The following is an 18201-nucleotide window of genomic DNA, read 5'->3' on the forward strand; positions in this document are numbered from 1 at the left end:
CGCCGCTGAAGCTGTCGCCAGGAACGCGCCGCACCGCTGGGCGACCGCTCGGTTCCGTCGCTGGTCGGGGATCACCGCGGCCCGAGTCAATCCTTAGAAATTGATCTTCTGAGCGTTGCTTCGACTTCGCCGATGCGGTCGGCGACCAGGCCGACCGCGCCGACCGCGCGGCTCATCGGGTCGTCGTCCGCCCCGCCGAGGGCGCGTTGGCGCAGGTAGGCCGCCTTGACCTCCGACCACCGGGCTTCCTGCGACGGGGTCAGCCGGCCCCGTAGCTCGGCCAGCTTGAGCAGGTTGGCCTCCGCCGCCGCGGCCAGGGTCTGTGCCTCCCCGACGTAGTGGTCGTCGAGGACCGCCTCCAGCTCCTCGTCGTTCATCACCGGCAGGATGCGTTCGGCGAGTTTGTTCATGTTGCGGTACGAGCCCTGGAGCAGGAAGGCCGGCTCGGTGCGGGCCGCGTCGTCCTGGCCGGCGGAGGCGATGTAGGCCCGGTTGACGGACAGCACCACGTCGCGCACCCGCAGGAGTTTGGCCAGCACGGAGCGGATCTGGGTGAGCTCGACCGCCGGGTACGGGTGTGCGAGCTGGTCGGGCAGCACCGAGCTGTCGCCCCGGGCCATCCGGACCAGCAGCTCGACGTCGCCTCTATCCCGTGTGGACAGTGGGGCCAGCACCGGGTTGGTGGTCAGCGCGTTCTCGACGTAGCTCAGTGCGAACAGCTCGTCCCGGCCCGACAGCACGTCGCCCAGGTTCCACACGTCGGCGCGGTTGGCGAGCATGTCGGGCACCCGGAACCGTTTGCCGGACTCGGTGTACGGGTTGCCGGCCATGCACACCGCGAACCGCTTGCCGCGCAGGTCGTACGTGCGGGTGCGCCCGTCCCAGACGCCCTCCATGCGGCGCTGGCCGTCGCACAGCGAGATGAACTTCTGCAGCAGCTCGGGGGACGTGTGCTGGATGTCGTCGAGATAGAGCAGCACGTTGCTGCCCATCTCCAGCGCGAACGAGATCTTCTCGACCTCCTGGCGCGCGGTCGCGTCAGGGGCCGACGCCGGGTCGACCGACGTCACCGCGGTGCCCAGCGACGGGCCGTTGATCTTCACGAAGACCAGGCCAAGGCGGCTGGCCACGTATTCCATGAGCGTGGTCTTGCCGTAGCCCGGTGGGGAGATCAGCAGCAGCAGGCCGGACTGGTCGACGCGCTTGGCGTCGCCGGCCGCGCCGACCTGGCGGGCCAGGTTGTCGGCGATCAGCGGCAGGTAGACCTCGTCGAGCAGACGGTTGCGCACGAAGCCGGACATCACCCGCGGCTTGTGCTCGTCGATCCGCAAACGACGCCCGGCGGATTCCGCGACCTGCGCCCGGAGCTTTTGGTACGCGCGGTACGCCGGCACCCGGGTGTCGCGGAACGCCGTCGTGCGGGCCAGCGCCTCGTCCAGCCGCAGCGTCAGCCGGCGCTCGGCGATCCGGGGATGGGTGCCGAGCAGGCCCTCGACGGTCGCCGTCAGCTCGGCCGACGAGTCGTACCGCGGGACGTCACACAGCTCGATGGCCACCGCTTCGGCCAGAAACTCGCTCTGCCCCGCGTACGCGGCCAGCCAGGCCTCGACGAGTTGGTGCCGCGCGGCCAGGTCGGTGCCGAGCGCGCGCAGGTCCTCGTCGAGCTCGCGGGCGCGCGGGCGGCCCAGCGCCTTGCGGAAGCCGGCCAGCAGGGACCGGGCGCCCGCGCTGGAGCCGAAGCCGTTGCCCGCGGCCAGTTCCTCGAACAGGTATTCGCCGGCCAGCGGGTGGTCCGGCAGCCCGGGCGCGGCGGTGAAGGCGGTGACCGCGGCCGACAGCTCCGCCTGGAGCTCGTCGATCGCCGGTGAGCCGCCGAAGACCGCGCGGGCGCGGGCGAGCGAGGCGGCGCGCCGGGTCCACAGTGGCTTCGCCAGATCGTCGGCGCCGTGAGCCCAGAAGAGCTGGGCCGCCGCGCGGGCGACCGGCGGGTACCGCAGCAGGCCCGCGCCGGCGTGCAGGCGCAGCAGCGCCTCGAGGATCGCGGTCGCGTCGGCGTCGTGGATGCCGCGCTCGTAGCCCTCGTCGATGCGCTCCTCGGCGGCCCGCCGCACCAGGTCCGCCAGCGTGCCGCCGGCCGCGGCCGTGTGCAGCACGTCCAGGTCGGCGGTGGCCAGGATCGAGGTGGCGAGGAACTCCGCGCGGCTGACCTCGGGGGACTCGGAGACCAGCGGCTGGTCCCAGAACTCCCTGGTGGTGAGGAACTGCGGGTCGTCGACCGGCGCGCGGAAGTCGGTGCCGGTGACCGCGACCGCCATGGCGCCGTCGTGCGGCACCAGCGCCAGGTCGATCGCCTGGGTGTTGACGGCGAACCGGTGCCGGCCGAGCTGGATGGTGTCGCCGCCGTCGCGGAACAGGTCGATCCGGTCGCGCAGGGCCCGGCCGGCCTCCTGCCGGGTCGCCTTGACCCGGCCGTCGAGCTCCTCGCCCCGGACCGCGTCGCCGAGCGCGCGCAGCTCGTCGGCGACCGACCGGAGCTTGGCCACCATCGGATCGCCGGCGAAGTAGGTGTTGACGTCGTCGAGCGTGTCCATCGTGGACGCGCGCCGACGGACGCTGGTGAGGATCCGGTCCGCCGAGTCGACCAGCCGGTCGGCGCGCCGCGAGCGGTCGTCGACCAGCGCCTGCTTGCGGGCCGAGAACGCCTCGTACACGTCGGTGCGCTTGGTCGACAGCTCGGTCAGGAAGTCGTCGAACTCGCCGTACCGGGACTCCAGGACCTCGACCTGGAGCAGGAGACGGCCGAGCTGGTCGTCGCACGCCTCGGGGGTGTCGCAGGCCGCGAGCGCGCCGGTCACCGCCTGGTTGAGCAGCGCGAACTCGGCGGCGAAGCCGGCCCGGCCCTCGACCGCGGCCAGCTCGCGGCGGCGGGCGTCGAGGGTGGCCCTGGCGCGGTTGACCGCGCCGAGCACCTCGCCGATCCGTTCCAGGATGGCGGTGCGCACGGTCGCGTCGGCGATGTCCAGCGTGCCGACCACGTCGGTCACCAGGCGCAGCGCGTCGGCCTGCTCGGTGAGCCGTTCGCCGACCGGTGTGGCGGCCGCGACGGTCGGCACCTCGGCACCCTCGGCGGTGAGCCGTTCGACCTCGGCCCGGTAGCCGGCGAACGCGTCGTCGCGCTCGAGGAAACCGACCGCCCGATGGGCCGTGCTGTCGAGCTGGGCCGACAGTTCCGTGCCCAGTGTGTCGATCCGGGCCAGGTCGACGTAGCGCAGCTCGCGCAGTGTCTCCAGGTGGCCCTGGGCGCGGCGCAGGTCGGCGAGCTGGCTGATCCAGCCGTCGGTGCTGGCCGGCGGCTCGCCGTTGACCCGGCGCAGGAGCGAGGCGAGGTCGGCTGCGGCGGTGTCCAGGGCGGTGCCGGCGGCGGCGGTGAGGGCCTGGACCCGCTCGTACTCGTCGAGCACCTGTTCGGCGGTCGCGCGTACCTCGGCGAGCGGGGTGCGCAGGTCGCACAGCTCCGCCTCGCCCAGCCAGTGGTAGTGGTCGAAGACCCGCACGCATGCGGCGATGAGCGCTTCGAACACCGGCACCGACGGGCTCATCTCGCCGACCATCCGGGCCACCGAGAGCGCGTCGGAGATGCCGCGGACGAGATCGGCGTTGCCCACCCGGGCCAGCGGGCCGGTGCCGGCCGGCTGGCTGGCTGCGTACGCGTCGGACCGGAACGGCGTCTGCCAGACCTGCATGGGGTGTACGCGGGTCGGCTCGTCGGAGGTGGCCCGGAAGACCACCAGCGTGCCGTCGTCGAACAGCGAGTAGCCGTGGCACGCGAGCGGGGTCGCGACCTCTTTGCGGATCACGTTGTAAGGCAGCAGCAGGCTGCGTCCCTCGACGACGGCGTGGAAGACGTAGAGGACGTCCTCGCCGTTGGGTGAGCGGATCAACCGCTCGAAGACCAGGTCGGAGGTGTCGGTCTCGAACGTCTTCACCACGCCGGTGGTCAGGTAGTAGCCGCCCGGGAAGATGATGCCGTGGTCCTCCGGCAGCCGTTGGCAGGACTGACCGATGCCGTCGAGCCGGACCACGCCCTTGGTGCGCGTGTTGAAGACCAGATGGCGCCAGGCGTCTTCCTTGTACGGCCGGATGCGCAGCAGGATCAGCGGGCCGACCCGGGCCCAGTGCACGTCCGCGTCGGCCAGGCTCTGCAGGGGCTGCTCGACGGGCTCCGCGTAGATGCCCTCACCGGACTCGGTGTTGTCCTCGACCTTGAGGGTGAGGTCGCCGCCGACCGTCTCCACGAACAGCTCGCCGGCGATCGAGATGTGCGGGTGCCGGCCCAGCACGTGGTCGTCGCGGGTGGTCTCCACCCACTCCAGGTCGTGGCTGGGCGGGAAGACATGGTCGCGCTCGCCCCGGTTGTCGACGTACGCGACGCTGCCGTCCGGCGCCGTGGCCCAGCGCAGCACGCGGATGTCCTCGGCCCGGGGGCCGGTCTGGAAGACGGCGAGCAGCTTCCCGTCGACCTCGCGCAGCGTGGCCAGCCGGGTCTCCCGGTAGTAGCGGTAGAGCTCGGCGAAGTCGCGCTGGAACGCCTCGTCGTCGAGCAGCCCGGGCACCTCGGCCGAGGGCACGTCGTCGAACCGGAACGCGTCGCCGTCACGCAGGAACCGGTGCAGCGAGAACACGTCGCCGGCCGAGGTCTCGGGTTTGAGGCCCAGGAACACGTTGTAGCCGAACAGCATCACGCCGGCGGCCGGCACGATGTCGCGCGGCACGCAGTTGTGCTCGGTGCGGACTCGGTCGGTGCAGACCAGGCGTAGCTCGGTGCTGCCGAACTCGGCCAGCCGCCGGGTGTTGAGCTCCTCCGCCCGGCCGGCCAGCTCGGCGGACCGCGCCGCCAGCCGGTCGCGCAGCACCTCATAGGTGCCCGCGTCGAGACTGGGTTCCGCGGTCGTCGCCTCAGCCACGGGCGGCCGAGTGCTTGGAGTTGAGCGCCGCCAGCGGCGCGTCGGCGACACCCAGCTTCTCCGCCGCGGTCAGCAGCTCGCGCAGCTTCCCGGAGTCGGACCCGCCCGCCTTGATCTGCTGGAGCAGGAACGCGGACAGCGTCAGGTTGGTGATGTCGGCCGTGCTCACCTTGCCGAGCAACTTGCCGAGGTCGTCGGCGAAGCTGGACGAGCCGTCCAGCCAAGGCCCGGCCAACGAGGTGGCCACCGTCGAGTTGCTGACGAAGCCGTCGACGCTCTTGCCGGTCGAGATCGCGCCGATCAGCTTGTCGAAGAAGATGCTGTCGCCGCCGACGATGTCGATGTCGGCCTTCTCCAGACCCTTGCCGATGAGCTCCGCCTGCGCCTCGGCCACCTGCCGCTGCACGTCGATGCCGGCCAGCCGGATCTCCTTCTCGGCCTCCAGGCGCAGCCGGAACTCCTCGTGCTCGCGGGTCGCGTCGTCGAGCGCGGCCATTGCGGCTGCCTTCTCGACAAGACCCTCGGCCTCGCCCTTGAGCTTCTCGCGCATGCCCTCGGCCGCCGCGATCGCCTTCTCCCGCTCGACCACCGCTTCGGCCCGGCCGACCTTTTCGATCGCCTCGGCGTCGCGCTCGCGCACCTGCACGTCGGCCAGACCGGCGGCGGCCGCCTCGGCCTGCGTACCCTCGGCCAGTCGGATCTTGGCCCGGGTGTCCAGCTCGGCGGTCTGCTGCCGGGCCTCGGCGAGGACGAGCTGCTCGCGGGCGCGGTGCTTGGCCGCGGCCTCCGCCGCCTCGGCCGCCTTGATGTCCTTGACCAGGTTCTCCTGGGCCATCGCCTCGGCCTGGATGATCGTCGACTGGCGCAGCCGCTCGGCCTCCTCGACCACCCGCAGGCGCTTGATGATCTCTTCCTGCTCGGCGACCGTCTTCTCCACCGCGATCCGCTCACGCACGACCTCGGCGATCGCCCGCTTCTCGACCTCGACCTCTTTGTTCTTGGCGATCGTCGACAGCTCGGTCTCCCGCTCGCGGCCGATCACCTCGAGCATGCGGTCCTTCTCGATCCGCTCGGTCTCGATCGCGATGACGCGTTCGCGGTTCTTCTCGGCGACGGCGATCTCGCGGGCCTGGTTCTCCCGCTGGACGCCGAGCTGCTCGTCGGTGCGCAGGTTCGCGGAGTTGTAGCGCAGCCGCTGCTCGGCCCGGACCAGCTCGGTCTCGGCCTCCTCGCGGGCCCGAATGGTGTCGATCTCGCGGCGCTGCTTGATCTCGGCGTCGGCCTGGCGGCGCTCCAGTTCGAGGATGGCCTCCTTGGCGTCGACGTTCTGCCGGGTGATCTCCTTCTCCTCGTTGCGCCGGAACTCGTTGGTGCGCACGTTCTCGTGGGCCGTCAGCTCGGTGATCTTCCGGATGCCCTGCGCGTCGAGGATGTTGCGCGGGTCGAGCTGGTCGAGCGGAGTCTGCTCCAGCACGTCGATCGCCGCGTCCTCGAGCGAGTATCCATTGAGGTCGGTGCCGATGACGGCGATGATGCGGTCGCGGAACTCGTTGCGCTTGGTGTAGAGGTCGACGAAGTCGAGCTGCTTGCCGACCGTCTTGAGCGCTTCGGAGAACTTGGCGCTGAACAGCTCCTGGAGCGTCTCCTGATCGCTGGCGCGCGCGGTGCCGATCGCCTGGGCCACCTTCACCACGTCTTCGGCGGTCTTGTTGACGCGCACGAAGAAGGTGATTTTGATGTCGGCCCGGATGTTGTCCTGGCAGATCAGCCCGTCGTTGCCGAACCGCTCGATGTCGATGGTCTTCACCGAGATGTCCATGATCTCGGACTTGTGGAACACCGGCATCACCACGGCACCGGTGAACGTGACGTCCACCTTGCGGGTCTTCGAGATGATCAGCGCCTTGCCCTGCTCGACCTTCTTGAACAGCCGGCTGACCAACAGCAGCATGCCAAGGAGTACGAGGATGAGCACCACGACGAGGACGAGGAACCCGAGCGAGATGACGTCCATCAACGGTCCTTCGATTGATTCGAGAGGTCGGCCGGCACGACCCAGAAGAACTCGCCGGCGGAGTCGTAGTCGTAGATGACCGCGCGGGTGCCCACGGTGAACGTGTCGACGCCCGTCTGGCGAACTTGCACGATGGCCGACGAGCCGTCGGCGGCGTGCACCTCGGCCTGACCGAAGTCGACCTCGACCCGGCCGGTGCGAATCACGCACTCGCGGCCGACGAAGTCATGCCGGGACGCCTCGGGCGCGGTGGGGAAGAACCGACGCAGCGGGCGGCGGAGCTGGTTGGCGACCGCCCAGGCGACCACCAGGCTGGCGATCAGCACCAGGATGTCGAGGAAGGCGTTGTCAGGCAGGAGAACCGTGCCGACGAGACTGGCGAACCAGGCGACGGCGACCACAATGGACAGCACCACGGTGGCCGGTGTGCCACCGAGCCCGAGCCGGTCGAGAAGGCCGTCCAGCCCGCCGTCGGTCTCGGTGTCGAGCGCGCCCGCCAGCACGACGATCCAGTAGCAGACGACGACCGCGAGCAGGACGGTGAACACCACGGACGGAAAGCCCAGAGCCGTGTCGATGAAGTCGCCCACCTGTCGAAACCACCCCCGTGAATGTTCCTCAGGATGATGACATGGGCGCACAAGCGCGGGGTCATCCGAATGGCCGGATGACCCCAGGCTGTCGCGGTCTAGCAGGGGCAGCGCGCGGCAAGCGGTGCCGTTGCGGGCGGTACGGCGGCGGCTGCCTTCCGCACGTCGTCGAGCATCAGTTGGCGGGCGGCCGGGTCGATCACCTGGCCGCGGACGACGACCGAGTTGATGCGGGTCGTGTTGCGGATGTCGCGCAACGGGTCGGCGTCGAGCAGCACCAGGTCGGCGACCTTGCCGCGCTCGATCGTGCCGCGGTCGTGGGCGCCGAGATAGCGGGCCGGCTCCAGCGTGGCGGTCTGCAGCACCCGCATGTTCGACAGTCCCGCCTGGGAGAGGCGGGCCAGCTCGTCGTGGAGGCTGAAGCCCGGCACCAGGTACGCGGTGCCGTTGTCGGTGCCGGCCATGAGCGGGACTCCGGCGCAGTCGAGGTCGTGGACCAGGCGGAGGCGACGTTCGAAGATCTCCCGGCCACGGGCGTCCTGCTCCGGCGTACGCCCGTCCAGGTAGATCAGGTCCAGGGCGTACTGCCAGAACTCCTGCGTGGCGGCCGGGACGTAGGCATAGCGCGGGTCGTTCATGGGTGTGTCGCCTGGCAGGTCCGTGAACGTGTGCAGCACCAGCGTCGGCGTGACCCGGGTGCCGTTGCGGGCCAACCGTGCGAACACTCCGGCCGCCTTGTGCCGGTCGAAACTGCGGGCGGCCGCGTACTCGTACGGGTGCATCTTGTTGAGCCAGCCGTTGTACTCGCCGCCCGCGATCGGCACCGAGGTGATGGCCCGGCGCAGCTCGTCCTCGCGGCTCGACGTGTCGTACCAGACCTGGAAGAGATGCTCGACGCTGGCCAGGCCGGCGTCACTGGCCTCGGTAAGCTGGACGAAGTCGGAAACGTGTCCCAGGAAAGGGATCCGCTGCCGGCGGGCCTCGTCGGCGATCGCATAGAACGACGCGCGCGACAGTCGTGTGTAGACCTTCACGAAGTCGGCGCCCGCGGCCTTCTGCGCGCGGACCGTGGCCCGCGCTTCCTCGGGCGTGGCGACCGCGACGTACGGCGCACCGAGCCCCTCCCACAGCGACGGCTCGCCGTCGACGATCGGGCTGCCGACGGTCCACCGGGGTCCGAGCCGGGTGCCCGCCTCCACCTCGCGATTCCAGCGGGTGACGTCCGCGTTGGCGCTCATCTCGCGGACCGTGGTGATGCCGTTGGCGATGTTCAGCGGAGGCTCGATCGCCTCGCCGTCGAAGGTGTGGTTGTGCATGTTGGCCAGGCCCGGGATGAGGAACTTGCCGCGCCCGTCGATCACGTCGGCGCCCACCGGCACACCGACCCGGCGGCTCGGCTCGACCGCGAGGACGCGCCCGTCGCGCAGCAACACCGTCATGTCCCGATTCGCCGGCGCGCCGGTCGCGTCGATGACGGTCACGTGCGTGATGGCGGTCACCCGGTCGGCGGCGGACGGCACCCGCGGCGTCGCGCTGGCCCGGCCGCCCCCGACCGCCGCCCCGGCGGCCAGACCGACCGCACCGGCGAGCACCGAACGACGGGAGAAGTTGCTGCGCTGCATGGCTGGCACCCCTTCGCGTTTGTGTGGTGCCTTCACGATGGCCCGAGCGCCGGGCCGGGGTCATTGCCGTGGGCTGGCGTATCGACGGTGGGGAAAGCCCCACTAATCCGGTTGTGTCCGTGCGTAGCGTGGTCGTGTGATCAAGAAGGATGAGCTGCGCGAACAGGTGCGCGCGACGGTGGGCGGCCTGATCGCCGACGGCCGCGAGCGCGGTGTGCAGGTCTGCGCCTACTGGAACGGCGAGGTGCTCGTCGACGAGGCGTTCGGCGTCGGACACGACACTCCGATCTTCAGCTTCTCGACCGGCAAGGGGCTGACCGCGACGGCGGTGCACGTGCTGGCCGAGCGCGGCGAGATCGACTACGACCTGCGGATCGCCGACGTCTGGGCGGAGTACGCGGCACACGGCAAGGGCGACACCACCCTGCGCCACGCGCTGACGCACAGCGCCGGTGTGCCCGCGCTGCCGGCCGACATCATCCGGGCCGACCTGACCGACTGGGACCACATGTGCGCGCTGCTGGCGGACACGACGCCACTGTGGACAGCCGGGGAGCGCTACGGCTATCACGCGTGGACGTTCGGCTACCTGGTCGGCGAGACGGTCCGCCGGGCCACCGGGCGCACGTTGTCCCAGGTGCTCGCCGACGACATCGCCGCACCGCTGGGCGTGACAGGCGAGCTGTTCCTCGCCGTACCCGACGCGGACCTGCCGCGGTTGGCCGTCCTCGAGGATCGGAACCTGTCGGCGGCGATGGCTTCCGCGAGCCAGTTCCTGGTCAACTTCGACCGGATCGCGCCACCGGGCGTGCGGCCCGACGTGGATCTCGGCAACGACCCCGCCGTGCTGCGCGCCGAGATTCCGGCGGTCGGCACCATCACCGCGCGGGCGGCGGCACGGATGTTCGCGGCGCTCATCGGTGAGGTCGACGGCGTGCGGCTGATCTCGCCCGAGCGACTACGGACGGCGACCACGCTGGCGATGACGGGCGACGACTGGGCGACCGGCTTCCCGGCTCCGCGCGGCCTCGGTTACCAGCTCGACGACGAGTTCTTCGGCGCCAGCGGCAACGGCGGCAGCATCGCGTACGCGTTCCCAGACCTGGGGTTGACCGTCGCCGCGACCAAGAACCTGCTCTCCGCGGGCAAGGACGACCCGATGGAGGACCTGAGGCGACTCATCCGCCAGACATTTCCATAAGTTCATCTGTTGCACGCGCACGGGCCGTAACGGAACTCCAGGATCGGCGGGACCACCGATCCTAGGAGGAACTCACCATGTCCCGTTGGCAACGACGTGCCGTGACGGCACTCGCCGCCACCGTGGCCCTGAGTGGGCTGGCCGGCCTGACCGCCGGCAGCAGCCCCGCCTCGGCCGCACCAAAGACCTTTGACCTGCAGGCGCACCGCGGTGGCCTCGGGCTGCGGGTGGAGAACACGCTCGCGTCCTTCGGCAACGCGCTCCAGCTTGGCGTCTCCACGCTGGAGCTCGACGTGCAGATCACCGAGGACGGCCGGGCCGTGGTCACCCACGACCGGCGGACCACCGGGTCGAAGTGCAAGGACACCGCACCGGCGTTCGCCGGTGACCCGGAGTTTCCGTACATCGGCAAGTACATCAACACGCTCTCGCTGGCGCAGGTGCGCACGCTCGACTGCGGCAGCCTGACGCTGGCCGACAAGCCGGGCCAGCTCGCCGTGCCGGGTGCGAAGATGCCCATGCTGAGCGAGGTCTTCGCGCTGGTCAACCGCTACCAGGCGCGGGACGTCAAGCTCAACGTCGAGACGAAGGTCGAGGCCGGCGCGCCGACCGAGACCGCGCCGCGCGAGCAGTTCGTCCAGGTGACCGCCCGCGAGGTGCGCGAGGCCGGCCTGCTCAAGCAGGTCACCATCCAGTCGTTCGACTGGGGCGCGCTGATGCGGATGCGCCAGGTCGAGCCGCGCCTGCCGCTGGTCGCGCTGACCAACATCGACTTCCTGCAGACCGGCAAGCCGGGCAAGTCGCCGTGGCTGGGCGGGATCGACATCGACGACTTCGCAGGCGACCCGATCAAGGCGATCAAGAGCTTCGGCGTGAAGACCTTCTCGCCGGTGCACGGCACGCCGCAGAACGGCACCGTCAGCGATGCCAACTACGTGCCGTACGTGACCAGGGCGATGGTCGACCACGCGCACAAGAACGGCATCAAGGTCGTCCCGTGGACCGTCGACGACGTACCGACGATGACCAAGCTGATCAACGACGGTGTCGACGGCATGATCACCGACTATCCGGACCGGCTGCGCACCCTGCTGGGCCAACTACGGTTCAGGCTGCCCAAGGCGTACGCGTCGCCGTTCGACGTGCAGGCCCACCGCGGCGGCCGGGCGGACCTGCCGGAGAACACCCTGCCGGCGTTCGCGCGCGCCCTGGCCAACCCCGCCATCTCCACCTTGGAGCTGGACACGGGCGTCACCAAGGACGGCAAGCTGGTCGTGCTGCACGACCGGGCGATCAACGGCTCGCACTGCATCGACACCGCGCCGGTGCGGCCCAAGGACCGGATGTTCCCGTACGTCGGCAAGCTCGTGCACGACCTGACCCTGGCCCGGATCAAGACCATCGACTGCGGCACGAAGACGCCGGCCGAGCTGCCCGACCAGGTGGCCGTGCCCGGCGCCCGGATACCGACCCTCGACGAGGTGTTCTCGCTCGTCAAGGGCAGCGACCGGCCGGACGTCCGGATGAACATCGAGACCAAGATCAGCCCGACCGCGAACGACACCGAGGCGTTCGGTCCGTTCACCGCCAAGCTGGTCAAGGCGATCGAGAAGGCGCGCTTCGAGGACCGGGTCACGATCCAGTCGTTCGACTGGCGCACGATCATCCGGGCCAGGGAGCTCAACAGGAAGATCGAGACGGTCGCGCTGGTCTGGCAGTACGGCCCGGCGGAGTGCGCGTCGCCGGCTGACGAGTGCTCGCTGCAGGCGGTCTACGGCGACAAGTCGGTCAAGAGCCGGTGGACCGGCGGTCTCGACTGGTGGAAGTACCGCGACCTCGGCAAGCTCGTCCGCGCGGCGGGCGCCGGCACGGTCTCCGCCAACTGGCAGGTGCACGACCCGACGCAGGGCACGGTCGTCAACTCCGACTGGTACCTGCGCCAGGACCCGAGCTACTACTTCGGCCCCGACGTCCCGGTGCTGCAGACCCGCGACAAGCTCAAGGTCGTGCCGTACACCGTGGACGACCCGGCCGTCATGCAGCGGGTGATCGACCTGGGTGTCGACGGCATCATCACCGACAACCCGCGGCTGCTGATCGAGGTCGCGACCCGCAACGGCCTGCGCTGACACCACCTCGCTGGTTAGCAAGGGTCCCTTGCCCTGCGAAAAGCGTTAACAAGGGGCCCTTGCTTCAGCGGCGGTGCAGGGCGACTACGGCGATGTCGTCGCCGACCGGGGGAGTGGCCAGGGCCAGCAGGTGGTCGGCGTAGGCCTCCAGGTCCGGGCCGACGTCGACCGCGGCCACGGCGAGCGCCGCCAGGCCGTGGTCGATGTCGTGGGTCCGGCGTTCGATCAGGCCGTCGGTGTAGAGGACGAGGGTGCCGCCCGGTGGGAGGACCAGGTCGAGGTCGCCGGGGCGGGGCGCGTCGATGCCGAGCAGCGGTGCCGGGTGTTCGACGAAGGTCGCCTTGCCGTCGACGACCAGCACGGGTGGCAGGTGACCCGCGTTCGCCAGGCGGATCCGGCCCGTCGCCGGGTCGAGCATCAGCACGCAGATGGTGGCAAGCTCGCCCGGCAGCAGCTTGCGGAGCAACCGATCGGTCAGCGCCAGCAAAGCCGCCGGCTGGTGGCCTTCGACCGCGTACGCCCGGACCGCGTGCCGCAGTTCGGCCATCACCGTCGCGGCGTAGAGGGAGTGGCCGGTGACGTCGCCAATCGCGGCCAACAGCTTCCCGTCGATCATCGTCAGCTCGTAGAAGTCGCCGCCGACCTCGGTTTGCGCGCTGGCCGGCACGTACCGGACCGCCAGGTCGTAGCCCGGCACCTTCGGAATCCGTTGCGGCAACAGGCTGCGCTGGAGGGTGAGCGCGATCCGGTGTTCCTCGTCGTAGGTCCGCTGCGCCTCGACCGCGGCCGCGACCGCCTGGACCAGCAGCCGCAGTACGTCGGCCTGGTCGCGCAGCACGGCCGCGGGGACGGCCACGTGCAGCGGCGGGCGGTCGTCGCGCAGCCGGGCGGTGCCGACCGCCACCTCGTCGCCCGGCCAATCGAGCTGCGGCCACTGCTCGCGCGGGTCGCTGTGGACCAGTGCGCCGACCGGCACTATGGTCGCCACGGCGGGCCATTCCCGGACGACCGGCGGACCGGTCGGACCGTTGACCGCGGCCACCAGGCGGTCGCCGGCGGAGCTGCCCGCGGTGACCGTGTCCGCCGCGACCACTGCGCCGCTGCCGAAGATCTCGGCCGCCCCGAGTGCGGCCGCCGTCAACAGTTCGGTGAGCGTACGCGCGGAGTTGACCGCGACCGTCGTCTCGGCCAACCGGGTCAGCCCCACGGCCAGCGTCTCGGCCTGCCGACGGGCCCGGTAGTACCGCAGCACCGCGTGCGCGGTCGCCACCAGCTCGTCGGGCTCGATCGGCTCGGCCAGGTAGGCGTCGGCGCCCCGGGTCAGCCCCTGCGCCCGGTCGGCGACGTCGACCGCGTGCGCCGACACATGGATGACCGGGATCGCCGCCAGCGTCGGACGCGACTTGATCTGCTCGGCCACCTCGAAGCCGCTCATGTCGCCGAGCCGCACGTCGAGCACGACCAGGTCGATGTCGCCCTGCCCGACCCGCTCCAGCGCGGCCGTGCCGCTGTCGGCCTCGACCACGGTGAGCCCGGCCCGGGTCAACCAGCGGACGAGCAGGTAGCGCTTGGCGTCGCTGTCGTCGACGACCAGCACCGTGGCGGACTCAGGATGCTCCATCGTGTCCCGCCGCCGGCAGCCGGACGGTGAACGTGCTGCCCGCGCCGGGCTCGCTGGCCACGGTCAGCGTGCCGCCGAGCAGGGTGACCAGGCGCCGGGCGTACGGCAGGCCGAGTCCCGTGCCCTTCATCCCGGACGGTGAGCGGCCGGGCACCTGGTAGAACTCCTCGAAGATCCGGTCGTGCAGCTCCGCCGATATGCCGATGCCGGTGTCGGCGACCCGGATCAGCCAGCCGTCGCCGTCGCGCGTCGCGGTCATCCGCACCTCGCCGGCGGCCGTGAACTTGAGCCCGTTGTGCAGCAGGTTGCGCAGCACCTGGGCGATCAGCACCTCGTCGGAGCGGATCGTCGCGGGCTGCTCCGGGTCGGTCACCACCAGCTCGACCGCGCCGGTCGCCATCGCCCGCACGGTGCCGCGAAGCTGGCTGAACAGCACACGTAGGTCCACTTCGGACCAGTCCGGCTCGATCGTGCCCGACTCGGCCTTGGCCAGGTCGAGCAGGTCGTTGACCAGGCGCAGCAGGTCGTCGGCGGAACCGCGGATCAGCGACACCTGTTGGGTCTGGTCGTCGGTCAGCGGGTCGGACTCCGGGTCGTCGAGCAGCCGGGCGAGGCCGATCACCGCGGTCACCGGCGCCCGGAGCTCGTGGCTGACGTTGGCCAGGAACCGGGTCTTCGCCTCGCTCGCCGCGCGTAGCTGGGCGGACCGCTCGTCGAGCTCGGCGTAGAGCGCGACCACGCCGCGGTTGGTCTCCTCCAGCTCGTCGGAAAGCTGGCTGTAGAGCGCCATCACGCCGCGGTTGGTCTCCTCCAGCTCGGCGTTGAGCCGGGCCAGGTCGTCGCGGTGGGCGCGGGTCTCCTCGAGCGCGGCGAGCAGTTGCTCGTTCTGCTCCGCCATCTCGTCGAGCGGCGTGCGTGGCGCCGATGCGGCCAGGGCGGCGCGAATGCGGTCGAGGTCATCGGGCGTCAGGTCAACCCCGCCCGGGATCCGCCGGCTCATCCGCACCACCGTCGTCGTCGGTCCGTCGTCGATCGTCAGGCTGTCGACCAGGCGGCCGAGGCTGGGCAGCTGGGCCGCTTGACTCGGGCCGACCGCGACGACCTCCACCTCAAGTTTCCCACTGTTGACGGCGAACCACACTTCGGCGCCGGTGGCTGGCGGTCCGCCCCGGGTGGTGAACAGGCTCCGGCCGATCTCGCTGAGGGCGGTCGCCAGCCGCACCTGGTCCTGGTGCTCCAGGCCGACCGCCGCGGCCACCTCGCGGGCCCGCTGCCGGGCCACGAACACATCGGATTCGGTACGCAGCACCAGGTGCAGCAGGCGGTTGTTCATCAGCCGGCCCTGGCCACCAGCACGCACGCGTCGTCCCGGCGCACGCCCGCATCGCGCACCAGGGTGGCGGCGACCACCTGCGGCGAACGTCCCCGCAGGCCCGGGTAGTCGTCGAGGTTCCACCGGTCGACCACGCCGTCGGAGTGCATGACCAGCAGCGCGCCCGGACCGGCCGGATAGCCGAACTCGCGGACGGTGCGGCGTTGGTGGCCGGCGATGCCGGGGAGCGAGACGAGGCCGCGCCGGGTGGTGTCGTCGACGAGGAACCCGGCGATGTTGCCGAGTCCGGCGTACCGCACCTGCTCGTCGCCAAGTTGGGCGACCGCGACGGCCGCGCCCCGGGTGTGCCCGACGCCACGGTGCAGGTGTTCGACCACTGCCGCGGGCGGTCCGGCGGGAGCGGTGTGGAACGCCTGCACCACCGCCGCGGTCGCGGCCGCCGCCAACGGCCCGTGCCCGAGCCCGTCGCAGACCAGCACCTGGGTGTGGCCGTCCACGACGCGCACCGCGTAGCCGTCGCCGCAGACCTCCTCACCGCTCATCGCCCGGCTGATCCCGGTCGCTCGGGCGGGTGCCGGCGCGGGGCCGGGCCAGACCTGCGCGACGGAGACCGTGCCGCGGCCCGCGAACGAGATCATGTCGAGCCAGCTTGCCTGGCGGGCGATCGCGCCGAGACCGATGCCGAGCGTGCCGGCGGTGGAGTGCCCGTCCCGCGCCGACCGCGCGACGTCGCCCATTCCGGGCCCCGCGTCGATCGCGACGAGCTCGATGCCCGCGACGTCGTCGGTGCGCACCGGTCGCACCAGCAACCGGCCCTCGTCGGCGTGCTTCACCAGGTTGCTGGCCAGCTCCGTGGCGAGGATCCCGAGCCCGTTGAGGTGCTTGGCGTCGAGACCGACCTCGGTGCCGAGATCCTGTGCGCCCCGGCGGACCGCGCTGACCGCGCTGGGCTCCTCGAGCCGGAACCAGAGTCCGCCGTCGACGAGCCCGCTGTCGCGGGTCACCGTTACCGCGCCCATTTCGTGACGGTGATCCGGGTGCCCTGGCCGGCCGCCGTGTCGATGTCGAACTCGTCGACGAGCCGGCGGGCGCCGCTGAGCCCGAGGCCGAGCCCGCCACCGGTGGTGTATCCGTCGGTCAGCGCCAGGTCGAGGTCGGCGATGCCGGGGCCGTCGTCACTGAACACGATCCGGATGCCCTTACGCCGGCCACCGTCGATCACGGTCACCTCGGCGCCGCCACCGCCGCCGTAGACGAGGGTGTTGCGGGCCAGTTCGCTCGCGGCGGTGACCAGCTTGGTCTGGTCGACCAGCGACAGCTTCGTCGCGACCGCGAGGGTGCGCACCAACTGGCGCACGCGGACCACGTCTTGGTCGGCGGCGATGGTGAGGACCTGCGGCTCGCCGAGCCCGAGGTCCGTGGTCACGGTGTCGCCGACGAGCCGAAGCCGTCGAGGTCGAGATCGAGATCGAAATCGTCGGACTCGGCGGCGCGGGCCCGGGCCAGCAGCTCCATGCCCAGCTCGACATTGAGCGCGGTGCGGATGCCGTCCAGCGAGAGGCCGAGCTCGACCAGCGTGATGGCCACGGCCGGGCGCATCCCGACCACCACCGTCTCGGCGTCGAGCACCCGGGAGATCGAGGCGATCGAGGAGAGCATCCGGCCGACGAACGAGTCGACGATGTCGAGCCCGGTGATGTCGATGATCACGCCGTGGCAGCCGGTCGTGACGATCCGGTCGGCGAGGTCTTCCTGCAGCGCCAGCGCGGTCTGATCCTGCATGTCGACCTGGATCGAGACGAGCAGGATGTCACCGATCTTGAGAACCGGGACGCGTTCCATCAGTTGCTCCGGCCCTTGCGGCTCGCCTCGATCATGCGCAGGGCGTGGCGCAGCGCGTCGGCTAGCGTCGCCTTCGTGGCGATGTCGCCGAACTCGATGCCGAGAGCGACGATCGTCTGGGCGATCTGTGGGCGGATGCCGGAGATGATGCACTCGGCGCCCATCAGCCGGGCTGCCACCACGGTCTTCAGGATGTGCTGTGCGACCTGCGTGTCGACGGCGGGCACGCCGGTGATGTCGATGATCGCGTACGGCGAGCTCGTGTCGACCAGCGTCTCCAGCAGCCGTTCCATGACCACCTGCGCGCGGGCCGAGTCGAGGGTGCCGACCAGCGGGATCGCGACCACGCCCTCCCACAGCTTGACCACCGGGGTGGCCAGCTCCAGGAGCTGCTCGGCCTGGTCGGCGATCAACTCCTCGCGGGTCTTGGCGTAGTTCTCGAAGGTGAACAGACCGAGGTCGTCGATCATCAGGCCGGCCGCGATCAGGTCGCCGAGCACCTGCGGGTCGGCGCTGCGCACGTCGACCACGTCGAAGAGCGCCCTCTTGAGCGCGAACACGGTGACCGCGGTCTCGGATGCGCTGAACCCCTGCCGGGCTCGGCTGCGGGACAGGTCGACTAGGGCGGCGCGCAGGGAGCCCGAGCCGCCGGCGGTCAGGTCGAAGTCGGCGGAGCGCAGTGCCTCGACGATCGCCCCGTGCAGATCGTTCACCTGCCTGAGCAGCTCGGCCCTGGTCAGCCGGCCGCGCAGGGAGGCCGTGACCGTGTCGGTCCAGCTCGCCGTCAACTTCTCGGCGTTGGTGTCGAGCAGCGCCGCGAGGCGGCTGCTCTCCTCCGCGGTGAGCCCCATCCGTACCCTCCCCGGTAAACGAGCCGGCCGCTCT

The 18201-nt window shown here is 70.9% G+C and carries 12 protein-coding genes; 2 read left to right on the forward strand and 10 right to left on the reverse strand.

Annotation, left to right across the window (positions count from 1 at the left end; genetic code table 11):
* Positions 1-86: 86 nt before the first annotated feature.
* The 4 genes from BLV39_RS07150 to BLV39_RS07165 form a co-directional block, all read right to left on the reverse strand.
* Positions 87-4964, reverse strand: coding sequence for a DNA repair ATPase (locus BLV39_RS07150; RefSeq protein ID WP_090788590.1), 4878 nt, complete (start codon positions 4962-4964; stop codon positions 87-89).
* Positions 4957-6978, reverse strand: coding sequence for a flotillin family protein (locus BLV39_RS07155; RefSeq protein WP_090788592.1), 2022 nt, complete (start codon positions 6976-6978; stop codon positions 4957-4959). The genes BLV39_RS07150 and BLV39_RS07155 overlap by 8 nt, the downstream gene beginning before the upstream one ends.
* Positions 6978-7568 (reverse strand): hypothetical protein, encoded by a 591-nt coding sequence (locus BLV39_RS07160; protein WP_090788594.1) that lies wholly within the window; start codon positions 7566-7568, stop codon positions 6978-6980. Before BLV39_RS07160 ends, BLV39_RS07155 begins: the two co-directional genes overlap by 1 nt.
* 98 nt (positions 7569-7666) lie before the next feature.
* Positions 7667-9190: an amidohydrolase family protein gene (locus tag BLV39_RS07165; RefSeq protein WP_090788596.1), complete on the reverse strand. Its 1524-nt coding sequence runs from the start codon at positions 9188-9190 to the stop codon at positions 7667-7669.
* A gap of 136 nt (positions 9191-9326) precedes the next feature.
* On the opposite strand from BLV39_RS07165, the gene BLV39_RS07170 reads away from it, so the two are divergent.
* The gene (locus BLV39_RS07170) at positions 9327-10391 is read left to right on the forward strand and encodes a serine hydrolase domain-containing protein (RefSeq protein WP_090788598.1); all 1065 of its coding nucleotides are present in this window, start codon (positions 9327-9329) and stop codon (positions 10389-10391) included.
* Between the two features lie 101 nt (positions 10392-10492).
* On the forward strand, positions 10493-12520 hold the full coding sequence (locus BLV39_RS07175) for a glycerophosphodiester phosphodiesterase family protein (protein WP_239083742.1): 2028 nt from the start codon (positions 10493-10495) through the stop codon (positions 12518-12520).
* 64 nt (positions 12521-12584) lie between these two features.
* On the opposite strand, the gene BLV39_RS07180 is transcribed toward BLV39_RS07175, so the two are convergent.
* From BLV39_RS07180 to BLV39_RS07205, 6 genes are read right to left on the reverse strand one after another with little or no spacing between them, the layout of a single operon-like run.
* Entirely contained in the window at positions 12585-14141 is a 1557-nt protein-coding gene (locus BLV39_RS07180) for a SpoIIE family protein phosphatase (protein WP_090788602.1), read from the reverse strand.
* On the reverse strand, positions 14128-15474 hold the full coding sequence (locus BLV39_RS07185; protein WP_090791232.1) for a sensor histidine kinase: 1347 nt from the start codon (positions 15472-15474) through the stop codon (positions 14128-14130). The genes BLV39_RS07180 and BLV39_RS07185 overlap by 14 nt, the downstream gene beginning before the upstream one ends.
* Positions 15474-16493 carry a SpoIIE family protein phosphatase gene (locus BLV39_RS07190; RefSeq protein ID WP_090788605.1) on the reverse strand — a complete coding sequence of 340 codons (1020 nt, stop codon included), beginning with the start codon at positions 16491-16493 and terminating at the stop codon, positions 15474-15476. Before BLV39_RS07190 ends, BLV39_RS07185 begins: the two co-directional genes overlap by 1 nt.
* A complete protein-coding gene (locus tag BLV39_RS07195; RefSeq protein WP_090788608.1) occupies positions 16481-16900 on the reverse strand; it encodes an ATP-binding protein in 420 nt (139 codons plus the stop codon). The genes BLV39_RS07190 and BLV39_RS07195 overlap by 13 nt, the downstream gene beginning before the upstream one ends.
* Positions 16897-17316: an STAS domain-containing protein gene (locus BLV39_RS07200; RefSeq protein WP_090788610.1), complete on the reverse strand. Its 420-nt coding sequence runs from the start codon at positions 17314-17316 to the stop codon at positions 16897-16899. The genes BLV39_RS07195 and BLV39_RS07200 overlap by 4 nt, the downstream gene beginning before the upstream one ends.
* Positions 17316-18167: an STAS domain-containing protein gene (locus BLV39_RS07205; RefSeq protein WP_090788612.1), complete on the reverse strand. Its 852-nt coding sequence runs from the start codon at positions 18165-18167 to the stop codon at positions 17316-17318. Before BLV39_RS07205 ends, BLV39_RS07200 begins: the two co-directional genes overlap by 1 nt.
* Positions 18168-18201 lie beyond the last annotated feature (34 nt).

The organism is Asanoa ishikariensis (assembly GCF_900107455.1).
Lineage (GTDB): Bacteria > Actinomycetota > Actinomycetes > Mycobacteriales > Micromonosporaceae > Asanoa > Asanoa ishikariensis.